Origin of the sequence: Jatrophihabitans sp. (assembly GCF_036388195.1) — a bacterium.
GTDB lineage: Bacteria > Actinomycetota > Actinomycetes > Mycobacteriales > Jatrophihabitantaceae > Jatrophihabitans_A.
In genome coordinates, this window is record NZ_DASVSG010000055.1 from 1 (window position 1) to 14,614 (window position 14,614).

Annotated in this window: 12 protein-coding genes; 8 read left to right on the forward strand and 4 right to left on the reverse strand. The window is 72.1% G+C overall.

Annotated elements, in window-relative coordinates; all coding sequences use genetic code 11:
- Nucleotides 1-198: 198 nt before the first annotated feature.
- The 3 genes from VF612_RS05320 to VF612_RS05330 all read left to right on the forward strand — a co-directional run bounded on the left by VF612_RS05320 (nt 199) and on the right by VF612_RS05330 (nt 4,864).
- The gene (locus VF612_RS05320; RefSeq protein ID WP_408658810.1) at nt 199-1,704 is read left to right on the forward strand and encodes an MFS transporter; all 1,506 of its coding nucleotides are present in this window, start codon (nt 199-201) and stop codon (nt 1,702-1,704) included.
- A gap of 117 nt (nt 1,705-1,821) precedes the next feature.
- On the forward strand, nt 1,822-1,998 hold the full coding sequence (locus tag VF612_RS05325; protein ID WP_408658811.1) for a hypothetical protein: 177 nt from the start codon (nt 1,822-1,824) through the stop codon (nt 1,996-1,998).
- 82 nt (nt 1,999-2,080) lie between these two features.
- Nucleotides 2,081-4,864 carry a DEAD/DEAH box helicase gene (locus tag VF612_RS05330; RefSeq protein ID WP_408658812.1) on the forward strand — a complete coding sequence of 928 codons (2,784 nt, stop codon included), beginning with the start codon at nt 2,081-2,083 and terminating at the stop codon, nt 4,862-4,864.
- 93 nt (nt 4,865-4,957) lie between these two features.
- On the opposite strand, the gene VF612_RS05335 is transcribed toward VF612_RS05330, so the two are convergent.
- Entirely contained in the window at nt 4,958-5,890 is a 933-nt protein-coding gene (locus tag VF612_RS05335) for a 5'-3' exonuclease (protein ID WP_408658813.1), read from the reverse strand.
- 39 nt (nt 5,891-5,929) lie between these two features.
- Here VF612_RS05335 and VF612_RS05340 point away from each other — a divergent pair, with 39 nt between their 5' ends.
- Nucleotides 5,930-6,907, forward strand: coding sequence for a carbohydrate kinase family protein (locus tag VF612_RS05340; protein ID WP_408658814.1), 978 nt, complete (start codon nt 5,930-5,932; stop codon nt 6,905-6,907).
- A gap of 92 nt (nt 6,908-6,999) precedes the next feature.
- Here VF612_RS05340 and VF612_RS05345 read toward each other — a convergent pair whose 3' ends face one another.
- On the reverse strand, nt 7,000-7,845 hold the full coding sequence (locus tag VF612_RS05345) for an SDR family oxidoreductase (RefSeq protein ID WP_408658815.1): 846 nt from the start codon (nt 7,843-7,845) through the stop codon (nt 7,000-7,002).
- A 155-nt stretch (nt 7,846-8,000) separates the two neighbouring features.
- Between VF612_RS05345 and VF612_RS05350 the strand changes: the two genes are divergently transcribed.
- Nucleotides 8,001-8,990 (forward strand): helix-turn-helix transcriptional regulator, encoded by a 990-nt coding sequence (locus VF612_RS05350; protein ID WP_408658816.1) that lies wholly within the window; start codon nt 8,001-8,003, stop codon nt 8,988-8,990.
- Here the strand turns inward: VF612_RS05350 and VF612_RS05355 are convergent.
- Nucleotides 8,976-10,013 (reverse strand): LacI family DNA-binding transcriptional regulator, encoded by a 1,038-nt coding sequence (locus VF612_RS05355; protein WP_408658817.1) that lies wholly within the window; start codon nt 10,011-10,013, stop codon nt 8,976-8,978. The two genes, VF612_RS05350 and VF612_RS05355, sit on opposite strands and share 15 nt — an antisense overlap.
- Before the next feature lie 113 nt (nt 10,014-10,126).
- On the opposite strand from VF612_RS05355, the gene VF612_RS05360 reads away from it, so the two are divergent.
- The 3 genes from VF612_RS05360 to VF612_RS05370 are packed head-to-tail and all read left to right on the forward strand — an operon-like array spanning nt 10,127 to nt 14,065.
- A complete protein-coding gene (locus VF612_RS05360; RefSeq protein ID WP_408658861.1) occupies nt 10,127-11,725 on the forward strand; it encodes an amidohydrolase in 1,599 nt (532 codons plus the stop codon).
- Nucleotides 11,722-13,440, forward strand: a complete 1,719-nt coding sequence (gene lnt / locus VF612_RS05365) for an apolipoprotein N-acyltransferase (RefSeq protein WP_408658818.1) — start codon at nt 11,722-11,724, stop codon at nt 13,438-13,440. Before VF612_RS05360 ends, lnt begins: the two co-directional genes overlap by 4 nt.
- A complete protein-coding gene (locus tag VF612_RS05370) occupies nt 13,340-14,065 on the forward strand; it encodes a polyprenol monophosphomannose synthase (RefSeq protein ID WP_408658862.1) in 726 nt (241 codons plus the stop codon). The genes lnt and VF612_RS05370 overlap by 101 nt, the downstream gene beginning before the upstream one ends.
- A 125-nt stretch (nt 14,066-14,190) precedes the next feature.
- Here the strand turns inward: VF612_RS05370 and VF612_RS05375 are convergent, their stop codons facing one another.
- A complete protein-coding gene (locus tag VF612_RS05375) occupies nt 14,191-14,556 on the reverse strand; it encodes an RNA polymerase-binding protein RbpA (protein ID WP_408658819.1) in 366 nt (121 codons plus the stop codon).
- Nucleotides 14,557-14,614: the final 58 nt, after the last annotated feature.

The window sequence follows — 14,614 nt, forward strand, 5'->3', positions numbered from 1 at the left end:
CTGCCCGAGGTGCAGCCCCAGCCACAGCGCGAGGCACAGCCTCAGCCACTGCCCGGCGTCGGCCGTCCAGGCAGCTCCGAGTGGAGCGAGCTGCCCTGACCCGGCGCTGAGCACGCTGGAGCCCCGGCGCTGAGCACGCGCTGGCAGCCCCGGCGCCGGTGGCAAAAACCGGTCGCTCGCCTCAGGCACGATGGATGAGTGTCGACTTCCACCGCCTCGCACTCCCCGGATCAGCCGCAGACCGACGCGGTCGACGGCTTCACCCCGGACCCGCAGCGGTGGAAGGCGCTGGCGGTGTGCCTGGTCGGCGGGTTCATGGTGTTGCTGGACGTCTCGATCGTCAATGTCGCGCTGCGCTCGATCAATCTGGGCCTGCATGCCTCCGGCGATGCCATCCAGTGGGTGCTCTCGGGTTACTCGCTGACCTTCGGGCTGCTGTTGGTGCCCGCCGGCCGGCTCGGTGACGCCCGCGGGCGGCGACGGCTGTTCATCGTCGGCATGCTGGCCTTCGCCTTCACCAGCGCGCTGTGCGGGGCGGCGCTGAACCCGACCTGGCTGGTGATCGCCCGGTTGAGCCAGGGGCTGGCGGCCGGGCTGCTGACACCGCAGATCAGCGCGCTCATCCAGCAGCTGTTCCGGGGCCGCGAGCGGGGCAAGGCGTTCGGCCTGTTCGGCGCCATGGTCGGCATCTCGACCGCGATGGGCCCGGTGATCGGCGGCCTGCTGATCCAGATCTTCGGCGAGTCCAACGGCTGGCGGTACGTGTTCTTCGTGAACCTGCCGATCGGGCTGCTCGCCGTGCCGTTCGCGATGCGGCTGCTGCCGCAGGCCTCGGCCGAGCAGCGCCGCCGCCAGCACGACCTGGACCTGGTCGGGGTGGTCCTGCTCGGCGTCGGGGTGGTCGTCCTGCTGCTGCCCTTCGTGCAGGAGCAGCAGTGGAAGGGCAACGCGAAATGGCTGCTGCTGCCACTGGCTGTCCTGCTGCTGGCCGGTTTCCTGGCCTGGGAGGTGCGCTACGGCCGGCGAGGGCGGGATCCGCTGATCGACCTGGGCCTGTTCCGCCGCCGGTCGTTCTCCTTCGGCAGCTCCATGATCACCATCTACTTCGCCGGCTTCACCTCGCTGTTCTTCGTCCTGACCCTGCTGTTGCAGTTCGGGCTGGGGTACTCGGCGCTGCTGGCAGGCGTCACCACCCTCCCGTTCGCGCTCGGCTCGGGTCTGGCGGCGGGGTTGGCGGGCCGGGTGGTGTACCGCTTCGGCCGCGGGCTGGTGATCGCGGGCCTGGCGCTGGTGGTGGTGGGCTATCTCGGCGTGATCCTGGTGGTCCGCGAGGCGCCTGCGCACATCACCGGCTGGGCGTTGATCGCGCCGCTGCTGATCGGCGGGATGGGCTCGGGACTGGTCATCTCGCCGAACCAGACCCTGACGCTGTCCGAGGTCCCGGTCGCCCAGGGCGGCACCGCCGGCGGGCTGATCCAGGTCGGCCAGCGGATCGGCGCCGCGATCGGCATCGCCGCGGTGGGCTCGGTGTTCTATGCCCAGCTGGCGGCCAGTCGTGGCGACTACAACAGGGCGCTACAGCATGGCCTGCTGATCGCGGTGCTGTTCCTGATCCTGGCGCTGGCGCTCGCGGTCGGCGATGCCCTGCTGCGGGACCGCCCGACCGGCCCCGGCCTGGACGGCACCGCGCGGACGGCCACCTGAGGCTGCTCGCGACCCGCCGGGATTGCCTATGGCTTTCGATAATATGTTCGATTAAACTGCGGGGATGAACACGCCCCGGCACCTCGTTCGGCTCTGGCGGCCGTCCGGCGGCGCGCGGTGACCGAGCCCGGGCAGGGTCGGGCCGAGGCCCGCCGGCGCCGTGCGATCGCGCACCGGGCGGCGACGCTGGACGTCGCGGAGCCGGGCCGGCGGGAGCTGGTGGTGCTGCTGCCCAGCATCGATGCGGCCACCATCCTGTTGCTGTGCGAGGCGGCGGCGGAGCTGACCAGCTGAGCCGTCCCGGCTGCTGACCGGCTGCTGCCTGCCTGCTGCTCGGCGACGTGAGGCTGCTCGACCCGGCCCGTACCCTGGACATATGTCCTCGCCGGCGCAGCGATACGCCCAGTCCCGTCAGCGGACGAAGTACCCGAGGGTGACCGAGTTCCAGGCCGGCTACAGCTTCGACCTCGACGACTTCCAGATCCAGGCCTGCCAGTCGTTGGAGGACGGCTACGGGGTGCTGGTCTGCGCGCCGACCGGCGCCGGCAAGACGGTGGTCGGCGAGTTCGCCATCTACCTGGCCCTGGCGGTGGGGCAGAAGTGCTTCTACACCACGCCGATCAAGGCGCTGTCCAACCAGAAGTACAACGACCTGCTGCAGCGCTACGGCCCGGCCAACGTCGGGCTGCTGACCGGCGACAACGCGATCAACCCGCACGCGCCGATCGTGGTGATGACCACCGAGGTGCTGCGCAACATGCTCTACGTCGGCAGCGATGCCCTGCTCGGCCTCGGCTTCGTGGTGATGGACGAGGTGCACTACCTCGGCGACCGGTTCCGCGGCGCGGTCTGGGAGGAAGTGATCATCCACCTGCCCGACTCGGTGCGGCTGGTCTCGCTGTCGGCGACGGTGTCCAACGCCGAGGAGTTCGGCGACTGGCTGATCGAGGTCCGCGGCGACACCCGGGTCATCGTGCACGAGGAGCGGCCGGTGCCGCTGTGGCAGCACATGCTGGTGGGCAGCAGGATGTTCGACCTGTTCGCCGACACCGATCCGGCCCCGGATGACGCGGACGGCACGGCCAGCCACGACAGCGTTCGTGTCGACCCGACCCTGCTGCGCTACGTCCGGGACCGGATGCGGACCGCCGACATGGCCGGCCCGCGCCATCCCGGCGGCCGGGACCGCTACCGGGGCGGGCCGGGGCAGCGCTGGCGCCCGCCGAGCCGTCCGGACGTGATCAGCCGGCTGGACCGGGAAGGGCTGCTCCCGGCGATCACCTTCATCTTCAGCCGGGCCGGGTGCGATGCCGCCGTCCGGCAGTGCGTCGCGGCCAACCTGCGGCTGACCACCGACGACGAGCGCGAGGACATCCGGCTGCTGGTGGAGAACCGGACGGCGAACCTGGCCGCCGAGGACCTCGACGTGCTCGGCTACTGGGAGTTCTCCGAGGGCCTGCAGCGGGGCATCGCCGCCCACCACGCCGGCATGATCCCGGCGTTCAAGGAGGTCGTGGAGGAGCTGTTCGTCCGGGGCCTGGTGCGGGTCGTCTTCGCCACCGAGACGCTGGCGCTGGGCATCAACATGCCGGCCCGGACCGTCCTGCTGGAGCGGTTGGTCAAGTTCAACGGCGAGACGCACGCCGACCTGACCCCGGGGGAGTACACCCAGCTCACCGGCCGGGCCGGCCGTCGCGGCATCGACATCGAGGGCCACGCGGTGGTCCAGTGGAGCCCCGAGATCGACCCGGCGCGGGTGGCCGGGCTCGCCTCCACCCGCACCTACCCGCTGCGGTCGTCGTTCCGGCCGTCCTACAACATGGCGATCAACCTGGTGTCCCAGGTGGGCCGTGACACCGCCCGCGCCCTGCTGGAGTCCTCGTTCGCGCAGTTCCAGGCCGACCGCTCGGTGGTCGGCCTGACCCGCCAGATCGCCCGCAACGAGAAGTCGCTGGCCGACTACGAGAACCGGATGCACTGCCACCTCGGCGACTTCGCCGAGTACCAGGACCTGCGCACCCGGCTCTCGGAGCGGGAGCGGGCGCTGTCGCGCAAGGGCGTCTCCGACCGCCGGGCCGCGGTGGTGCAGTCGCTGGAGGCGCTGACCGTCGGAGACGTGATCCGGATCCAGTCCGGGCGGCGAGCCGGCCTGGCCGTGGTGGTGGACCCGGGAACCTCGCCGATCGCCGACCCGCGGCCGCTGGTGGTCACCGAGGACCGCTGGGCGGGCCCGGTCACCCTGCTGGACTTCCCGCAGGTCGTCGAGGTGCTCGGCCGGTTGCCGATCTCCAAGCACTTCAACCACCGCAGCCCGGCCGCTCGCAAGGACGTCGCCTCCTCGATCCGCAACCTTCAGATCGCCGACCCGCAGGGCCGACGGCGCAAGGACCGCAACGGCACGGCCGATGACCCGGAGCTGGCCAGCCTGCGCGCGGCGCTGCGGGCGCATCCGTGCCACGGCTGCCACGACCGGGAGGAGCACGCCCGGTGGGCCGAGCGGGCCGGCCGGCTGCGCCGGGAGAACGACGCGCTGCGCCAGCGGGCCGAGGGCCGCACCCATTCGCTGTCGCGGACGTTCGACCAGGTCTGCGCGCTGCTCACCGAGCGCGGCTACATGAGCCCGGCGGCCGAGGCGGGCGACACGATCACCACGGCCGGCCGTCAGCTGTCGCGGATCTGGTCCGAGTCGGACCTGCTGATCGCCGAGTGCCTGCGGTCCGGCGCCTGGTCCGGGCTGAACGCCGCGGAGCTCGCCGGGGTCTGCTCGGCGATGGTGTACGAGGCCCGGCGGGACGAGCCGCCCGCGCCCAAGCTGCCCAGCGGGCCGTTGCGCGACGCGCTGCGCGACACCCTGCGGCTATGGGCCGAGGTCAGCGAGCGGGAGGCCGAGCACCGGCTGCCGCTGTCGCGGGAACCGGACCTCGGCTTCGTCTGGGCGAGCTACCGGTGGGCCAAGGGCGACTCGCTGGACCGGGTGCTGAGCTCGATGTCCGACGACGGCACCGGATTGCCCGCCGGCGACTTCGTCCGCTGGATGCGCCAGCTGCTGGACCTGCTCGAGCAGCTCGCCCGGGCCGACGCCATCGACCCCGGGATCAGGGCGACCGCGGCGACGGCCTGCGCGGCGCTGCGGCGAGGGGTGATCGCCCAGCAGCTTTGAGCCGCTGCCGGCTGCGCTCTCCCCATCGTTGGCCCCCGGGCAGGGGGCCGCTCGGCGTGCCGCCCTGCTGGACGGCCAACGATCACGGGAAGGTCAGCCGGCCACCTTGGCCAGCGCGGCGGTCAGCCGGTCCATCGCGCTGGAGATGCCGAACCGCTCGCCCAGGGCGGCGAGCATCTCCGGATCGGCCGGCTTGGCCGGGATCGCCGTGGTCAGCTCGTCCACCGGAACGTCGGTGCGCCCGCGCACCACTGCCGGGGCGACCGCCAGGTAGTCCAGCGACGCCAGCACCTTCACCCGCACGGAGCTGCTCATGGCCTTGTCCCCGGACTGCGCGGCGGCCACGATCTGCTCGATCGTCCCGAACTGCGACACCACCGTCGCCGCGGTCTTGGCGCCGATGCCGGCCACCCCGGGCAGCCCGTCGGACGGATCGCCGCGCAGCATCGCGAAGTCGGCGTAGTGCCCGGCCGGCACCCCGTACTGGGCCTGCACCTCCTCCGGCGTGAACACCACGATGTTGCTCATGCCCTTGCCGGTGTAGAGCACCCGCACCCGCTCGGTGGCCAGGTCGATCAGATCCCGGTCCCCGGACACCACGTCCACCTCGACGCCCCGCTCGTCGTAGCGGTGGGACAGCGTGGCGATCACGTCGTCGGCCTCGAACCCGTCGGCGCCGACCGAGCACAGCCCGGCCGCCTTGAGCACCGCCAGCAGCACCGGCACCTGCGGCTCGAGCAGGTCCGGGACGACCTCCACGTCCGGGGCGCCGCTGCCGGTGGTGTACTCCACCCGGTGCGCCTTGTACGAGGGCAGCAGCGCCACCCGGAACGCCGGGCGCCAGTCGTAGTCCAGGCACGCGACGAAGTCGGTCGGCCGGTAGCGGGTGATCAGGGTGGAGACCATGTCGGTGAAGCCGCGGACGGCGTTGACCGGCATCCCGTCCGGGGCGGTCACCGTGTCGGGCACGCCGTAGAAGGCGCGGAAGTACAGGCTTGCCGAGTCCAGCAGCATCACGCGGGTCACCCGGCACACGATAACTTCCGCACGCGATAACGTCGGTGCATGGTGTGCGTGATCGGCGAGGCGTTGATCGACCTGGTGATGGATCCGGCGTCCGCGGCCGCGCCGGGGCCGAAGACCTACCTCGCCCATCCAGGCGGCAGCCCGTTCAATGTCGCGGTGGGCCTGGCCCGGCTCGGTCAGCCGTCCCAGCTGCTGGCCCGGCTGTCCGAGGACGCCTTCGGACAGCAGCTGCGCCACCATGCCGAAGCCAACGGCGTCGACCTGACGTACGCCGTCCGCGCCCCGGAGTCCAGCACGGTCGCGGTGGTCAGCCTGGACGCCGACCGCAATGCCAGCTACGACTTCTACCGGACGGGCACCGCGGACTGGCAGTGGAGCGCCGCCGAGCTGGACCGGATGCCGGCCGACACCGCCTGGATCCATGCCGGCTCGCTGGCGTCCTGGACCCAGCCCGGCGCTGCCGTGATCGCAGGCCAGCTGCGCCGGCGGCGGAATCAGCAGCCGGTGGTGATCAGCTACGACCCCAACATCCGGCCCGATCTGCTGCCCGATCACCAGGCGGCGGTGGACCAGGTCGAGGCGATGGTGGAGCTCGCCGACGTGGTGAAGGCCTCCGCGGAGGACCTGGCCTGGCTCTACCCCGGCAAGGACACCGATGACGTGCTGCGGGCGTGGCAGACGCTCGGCGCCTCGGTCGTGGTGATCACCGACGGCGGCAAGGGGGCGCGCTACCTGAGCGGGGACGGGTTCGGCACGGCGCCGGCCCGTCCGGTGCAGGTGGTGGACACCGTCGGCGCCGGCGATGCGTTCATGGCCGGGCTGATCAACGCGCTGCTGGCCGCCGGCTACCCCGGCGCCGGGGCGTCGGCGCCGGCCGCGGTCGCGGAGGCGATCCTGGTGGCGGCGCTGACCTGCGAGCGGGCCGGGGCGAACCCGCCCACCGCGGCGGAGCTGGCCGCCGCCCAGGCGCCGACCAGCGGGGTATGCCAAGGCGAGGGATGGCCACCTACTCGCTGAACCCGGCCGCTGTGGAGCATGCCAGCAGCTGATCGATCGGCGGCAGTTGACAACAGGCGCCTCGTCCGGACAGGTGAGCGAGGGTCGGGCGCTCAGACGTCGTCGTGGGCCAGGCTGCTGGACAGGTCGCGGTGTGCGTCGGCCTGCGCGAGCAGCGCGTGCGCCTTGGCCTCGAAGGTCGCGACGGCGTCCGCGCCGGCGGCGAAGCGCACCGGCGGCTCCTCGAGCCCTGCGAGGTGGATCAGTGCCTCGGCCAGCTTGCCGGGGTCGCCCCCCTGCTTGCCGTCCATGCTCTTCCAAGTCTCGATGATCTGCTCGGTGCGCTCGGCGTAGTCCTCGATCGAGGGCTGGGCGTACTTCGTCGACTGCGGCGTGAGCAGCTCGGTGCGGAAGAAGCCGGGCTCGACGAGCATGGTGCGGATGCCGAAGGGGGCAACCTCCGGTCCCAGGGCCTCCATCCAGCCCTCGATGCCGAACTTCGAGGCGGCGTACGCGGTGAGGAACTCACCACCGGCCGCGATGCCGGCAGTGGAGGAGATGGTCATCACGAGACCGGAGCGCTGGGCACGCATCTGCGGGAGCGCGGCGCGGGTGACGTTGACCGGCCCGAACAGCGTGGTCTCGATCTGCGAACGGAAGTCCTCGGCGCTCATCTCCTCGAAGAAGCCTGCCTGGAAGCTGCCGGCGTTGTTGACCAGCACGTCGAGGTGACCGAATCGGTCGACGGCGGCCTGCACCGCTGCCTCGGCGGCGGCGGGATCGGTGACGTCGAGAGCGACGGCCAGCAGGTCGTCGTGCTGGCCGAGTGCCTTGGTGATGCTGTCGGTCCGGCGGGCGGTGGCGACCACCGCGTGGCCTGCGGCGAGGGCGGCGCGGGCAATATCGACACCCATGCCGCGGCCTGCGCCGGTGATGAGCCATACCTTCTGCTCGGTCATATGGGATGCGCTTCCTCTGCTGGATTCGTATCTGGCGCCACCGTCTGGGCGATGACATCCACGAAACCAGCGCGAGCCAGGACGTGGGAGGCCCTGTCAAGAGGGCCACTGACAGTGACTCTCAGGGGTTCAGCATCGCTTATAGGCTGGCTGTTATGGCATTCAGTGACGAGCCCCGAGCTCCTCGCGAGGAGGTACGTGCCGAGATTCGCGAGTTTCTCTCCACGCGCCGTGCCCGGATCACCCCCGAGCAGGCGGGGCTCCCGGCGTACGGCGGTGATCGGCGACGGGTCGCTGGGCTGCGTCGCGAGGAGGTGGCACTGCTGGCCGGCGTGTCGCCGCAGTACTACATCCGGCTCGAGCGAGGCGATGCGACTGGCGCCTCCGAGAGCGTCATCGACTCCATTGCCCAAGCACTCCGGCTCGACGAGGCCGAGCGGGGGCACCTGCTCGACCTGCTCCGCACCGCGGGCACGCCGACTCGCACGCGCCGTCGTCAGGCTCCGGCGCGCCAGCAGGTCCGCCCCACGATCCAGCGCCTCGTCGACTCGATGCACGGCACTCCAGCCCTGGTGCTCAACGGGCGCCTCGATATCCTGACCGCCAACGCGCTGGGACGTGCCCTGTTCTCCCCGGTGTACGCCGACCCGGAAGGCACGCCCAACAACGCCCGGTTCATCTTCCTCGACCGTCAGGCGACTACGTTCTTCCGCGAGTGGGACAAGGTTGCTGACGACACCGTCGCGATCCTGCGTGCCGAGGCCGGCCGCGAACCCTACGACCGCGATCTTTCGGATCTGATCGGCCAGCTGGCCACTCGCAGCGAGCAGTTCCGCGTGAGATGGGCCACCCATGACGTCCGAATCCACAACACGGGCGTGAAGCGGGTGCATCACCCGGTCGTCGGCGACCTCGACCTGCCGTACGAGTCCTTCCCCCTCGGGACGGGTACGCGCTGGAGCCTCGTCAGCTACACACCCGAGCCGGATTCCGCCTCTTACGACGCCCTTTCCCTGTTGGCCAGCTGGGCCGTGAGCGAAGGCGACGGTGGGCTGCCACCGCAGGCTCTGCGGAAAGGCCCGCACCGATCCTCACCACCGCCACCCGACCCCCCGCCTGGGCGCCGACCGTTAAGGTCCGGTTGATCCGGCCGGGTCGGCGTACACGCTGGCCGACGCCACCGTGCTGCCCCGGACGATCAGCTCCGTCTCGAGCACCACATCGGTCGGCTCGGCGGTCTTGACCAGCGCCGTCAGCAGCGACTTGGCCAGCAGCGCGCCCTGCTCGCCGACGGGCTGGCGGATGGTGGTCAGATCCATCAGGTCGGCGGTGGCGTGGTCGTCGAAGCCGATCACCGCGATGTCCTCGGGCACCCGCAAGCCCGAGCGCCGGATCGCCCGGATCGCGCCGTAGGCCATCTCGTCGGACTCGGCGAACACCGCGGTCGGCAGCTCATCCAGCTTCAGCAGGTGCAGCATCGCGGCCTCGCCGCCCTCGACGGTGAAGTAGCCGAGGCGCTCCAGGCCCTCCGGCGGGGTGATCCCGGCTGCCAGCAGCGCCTCCCGGTAGCCGGTGCCGCGGTGGTGCGGGGGAGTGAAGCGCATCGGGTCGTCGGTGTCGCCGCCGATCAGCGCGATCCGGCGGTGTCCCAGCGACAGCAGGTGCTCCACCGCGGTCCGCGCCGCGGCCTCGTCGTCGATCCGGACCGAGGACAGCCCCGGATGCTTGACGCCGAGCACCCCGACCGGCAGCTCCAGGGTGTTCAGGGCGGCGACCTCGTCGTCGGTCAGCGCCAGGCTGACCACCAGCACCGCGTCCACCCGCTTGCGCATCGGAAGCACCGAGAAGAACCGCTCACGGCCGTCGCTGTCGCCGAGGTTGTGCAGCAGCAGGTCGTAGCCGGCGGCGCTGAGCACCGATTCGACCGCCCCGAGCACCTCGGCGAAGAACCACCGGTTGACGAACGGCACCACCACGCCCAGCGTCGAGGACCGCCCGCTGGCCAGCCGGGCGGCGAACGGCGAGGCGACGTAGTCCAGCTCCTGGGCCGCTGCCAGCACCTTGTCCCGGGTGGCCGCGGCGACGTCGGGCAGGCCTCGCAGGGACCGCGACACAGTGGCTATCGAGACACCCGCCAGCTTTGCTACGTCCTCGATACTGGCCGACATGGGGCAAGCCTCCTGAAAGTCTTTACAGCACCGTATTCCATGGGACACACCAGAGCCAGCGTCACCGCCTCGACCCGCACAGACCCGGCTGGCACACTCGCTTGGTGCGCACCATGCTGACCAACGGCCGGATCTACAGCCCGTGGACCCCGAACGCCAGTGCGCTGCTGATCGCCGGCGGGGAGGTGGCCTGGCTCGGCGATGACGTCTCGGCGGCCGCCATGCCGGCCGACCGCACCGTCGACCTGGACGGAGCGCTGGTGATCCCCGCGTTCGTCGACGCGCATTTTCACACCACTGACACCGGCCTGTCCCTGACCGGGCTGGAGCTGGGGACGGCCGGCTCGCTGGCCGAGGCGCTCCGGGCCGTCGAGCGGGCCGCCCGGGCCGGCGGCGGCCGGCCGCTGCTCGGCGGCGGCTGGGACGAGACCCGCTGGCCGGAGGGCCGGGCGCCCACCGCGACGGAGCTGGACCGCGCCAGCTACGGCGGCGTGGTCTACCTGGCGCGCACCGACGCCCACTCGGCGGTGGTGTCGTCGGCGCTGCTGGCCGCGGTGCCGGGCATCGCCGGCCTGGACGGCTTCCACCCCGACGGCCGACTCACCAAGGCCGCCCATCATGCCGCGCGCGCGGTCGCCCGGGCCGTCATCACCGCCGGCCAGCGCGCGGAGCTGCAGCGGGTGGCATTGCGGCACGCTGCGGCGCACGGCATCGCGGCCGTCCACGAGATGGCCGGCCCGGAGATCTCCAGCACCGAGGACCTGGCCGGGTTGCTGGCCCTGGTGGCCGGATCGTCGGAGAAGGAGGAGCCGTACCCGGAGGTCTTCGGCTACTGGGGCGAGCTGCACGGGGCCGCAGTGGCGGCCGAGCTGGGGGCGATCGGGGCGGGCGGCGACCTGTTCTGCGACGGCTCCATCGGCTCGCACACCGCGGGCCTGCTGCAGCCGTACGCCGACCTGCCCGAGCACGGGTACCTGCGCTATGACACCGAGGAGCTCGCCGAGCACCTGATCGAGTGCACCGAGGCCGGGATGCAGGGCGGCTTCCACGCCATCGGCGACGCCGCCACCGGCCAGGTCGTCGAGGCGATGCGGCTGGCCGCCGAGCGGCTCGGCTCGCGGGTCTCGGCCGCCGGGCACCGGATCGAGCATGCCGAGCTGATCAGCGACGTGCCGGCGCTGGCGGCTACCGGCCTGATCGCCTCGGTGCAGCCGGCCTTCGACGCCACCTGGGGCGGTGACCACGGGATGTATGCCCAGCGACTGGGCGGCGAGCGGGCCCGCCGGCTCAACCCGCTGGCGGAGTTCGCCGCCGCCGGGGTGCCGCTGGCATTCGGCGCGGACTCCCCGGTCACCCCGGTGGACCCGTGGGGCGCGGTGCGGGCGGCGGTCCATCCCAGCAACCCGGCGCACGCCCTGAGCCCCCGAGCGGCGCTGACCGCGCACACCCGGGGCGGCTGGCGGGCCGCCCGCGCCGATGCGGACGGCTCCGGCGTGCTGGCGCCCGGAGCGCCGGCCAGCTACGCGGTCTTCGCCGCCGGCCCGCTGAGTCGCGCCGCCGGCCGGCTCGATGAAGACGTCGAGCGGCTGTCGCAGTGGAGCACCGACGAGCGCTCCGGCGTCCCGGACCTGGCCCCGGGCCGGCAGCTGCCGCGGTGCCTGCGGACGGTGGTCCGGGGACGGCAGGTCTTCGATTCGGGTGAGCTGTCATGAAGCTGCGGTTGCTGCTGGCCGCGGTAGCCGGCCTGGTCGGCGCGGCGGCCTTCCCGAAGGCGGGGATCTGGCCGCTGGCCTTCGTGTCGGTGGCCGGCCTGTCCATCGCGGTATCCGGCCAGCGGCCGCGTCGGGGCGCGCTGCTCGGGCTGGTGTACGGCGCCGGGCTGTTCCTGCCGATGCTGCACTGGACGGCCACCTTCGTCGGCTCGGCGCCGTGGCTGATCCTGGTGTTCTCCCAGACCTGGTACCTCGCCCTGCTCGGCGCCGCGTTGCCGGTGGTGCAGCGCCAGCGGTTCGGCGCGGTGCTGAGCGCGGCGCTGTGGGTGGCGGAGGAGGCGTTGCGGGGACGGCTGCCGTTCGGTGGCTTCCCGTGGGGCCGCTGGGCCTTCAGCCAGGCCGGCTCGCCGCTGAAGTGGTTCGCCGCGCTCGGCGGAGCCCCGCTGGTGAGCTTCGCGGTCGCGCTGGTCGGCACCCTGCTGGCCGGCGCCGTGCTGCGCTCGGAGGCCGGCGACGGGCGGGTCAGGCGCGGCGGGCAGCTGGTGGCCGCCGCGCTGGTGGTGCTGATCGGCGGATCGCTGGCCTACCCGCTCCGGCAGGACGCCCAGCAGGGCCGCAGCGTCACGGTGGCGGCGATCCAGGGCAACGTCCCGGACCGGGGCCTGGAGTTCAACGCCCGCCGGCGCCAGGTGCTGGACAACCACGTGGCCCAGACCCTGAGGCTGGCCGCCGACGTCAAGGCCGGCCGGGTGCCGCGGCCGAGCCTGGTGCTGTGGCCGGAGAACGCCTCCGACATCGACCCGACCACCAATGCCGACGCGGCGGCCGTGATCCAGCGCGCGGTCGACGCGGTGGGGGTGCCGATCCTGGTCGGCGCCCTGATCGACGGCCCCGGCCCCGAGCACGTCACCAACGCCGGCATCGTCTGGATGCCCTCGTCCTCGGCCGCTCCGGGTCCGGGCCAGCGCTATGTGAAGCGGCATCCGGTGCCGTACGGGGAGTACATCCCGCTGCGGTCACTGGCCCGCGCGGTCAACAGCAAGGTGGATCTGGTGGCCCGGGACATGCTGGCCGGCGAGGGCGACGGCCTGCTGACCCAGACCCCGTACCCGGTCGGCGACGTGATCTGCTTCGAGATCGCCTACGACTCGCTGATCACCTCCTCGGTGCGGGCCGGCGCCCAGCTGGTGGTGGTGCAGACCAACAACGCCACCTTCGGCCACAGCGCCGAGACCTACCAGCAGCTGGCGATGGCCCGGCTGCGGGCGGTGGAGCATGCCCGGACGGTGGTGCAGGTGGCCACCAGCGGCAAGTCCGCGATCATCGGCCCCGACGGCCGGCTGGTCGCCGAGTCCGGCCCGCTGTTCACCGCCGACGTGCTGGTCCGGACGGTCCGGCTTTCCAGTTCGACTACGCTGGCCACCCGGACCGGCGCGGCCGCCGAGTGGATCCTGGTGGGGCTGGGCCTGCTGGGGTTGGCCGCCGGGGCGCGCGCCCGCAGAGCCAGGCGCGCCGGGAGCGGGCCGGCAGCGCGGCCGGCCAGACAGGAGAGGGGTACCGGTGACCGAGGCCGAGAGCGGATCGGCAGCAGGAGCGGGGGAGCAGCTCCGGACCCTGGTGATCATCCCGACCTACAACGAACGCGAGAACCTGCCGCTGATCCTGGAGCGGGTGCGCTCGGCGGTGCCCGAGGTCGACATCCTGGTGGTCGATGACGGCAGCCCGGACGGCACCGGCGAGGTGGCCGACAAGTTCGCCGCCAACGACAGCCAGATCCAGGTGCTGCACCGCGACCAGAAGGCGGGCCTAGGCGCGGCGTACGTGGCGGGCTTCCGGATCGGGCTGGCCGCCGGCTACGAGGTGCTGGTCGAGATGGACGCGGATGGCTCGCACGCTCCGGAGCAGCTGCCTCGGCTGCTGGCCGCGCTGGCCCATTCGGACCTGGTGCTGGGCTCGCGGTGGGTGCCCGGCGGCGAGGTGCTGAACTGGCCCGCGTCGCGCAAGCTGCTGTCCCGGGGCGGCAACCTGTACACCCGCGCCGCGCTCGGCATCGGGTTGCACGATGCCACCGGCGGTTACCGGGCCTACCGGCGCGCGGTGCTGCAGACCATCGACCTGTCCGCGATCTCCTCCGAGGGGTACTGCTTCCAGGTCGACCTCGCCTGGCGCGCGGTGCAGGCCGGGTTCCGGGTCACCGAGGTGCCGATCACGTTCGCCGAGCGGGAGCGCGGCGAGTCGAAGATGAGCGGCAACATCGTCCGGGAGGCGCTGCTGCGGGTCACCGAATGGGGCGCGGCGCATCGGTTTGCCCAGCTGCGGGGCGCCCTGCGCCGCCGGTAGGCGCCTGGGCACAGCGAACCGGCCCGGCTGCGGACAGTCGGGCTGCCTGGGCACAGCGAACCGGCCCGACTGCGAACAGTCGGGCCGGTCAGGCACAGCACGCTCCGGTCGCCCGGAGCAAAGGCTCAGGCGGTCTTGGGAGACTTCGTTCCAGGACCGCCGCGGCGTGCCCGCAGGACGTCCAGGCGCTCGGCGAGCACCTCTTCCAGATCGGCGATGGTGCGCCGCTCGATCAACATGTCCCAGTGGGTACGCGGAGCCTTGACCTTCTTGGGCTCCGGCTCCGGCAGGTCCACCGCCTTGGCGGTGGTGCCGTCCAGCCGGCATTCCCAAGTGGAGGGCAGCTCGGCATCGTGGGCGAACGGCACGCTGAACTCGTGATCGCGTTCACACCGGAACTTGATGAGCTGACGCGGCGCCGGTTCGGCGGCGTACTCGGTTTCGTAACTGATAGCGCCGAGGCGGCTGCCCCGGAGTACACGATCGGCCATTGTGATCACTCCTCACCCACGCTTGGGTACCGAGTTTCCAACGAAGAGTCCCGGCAGA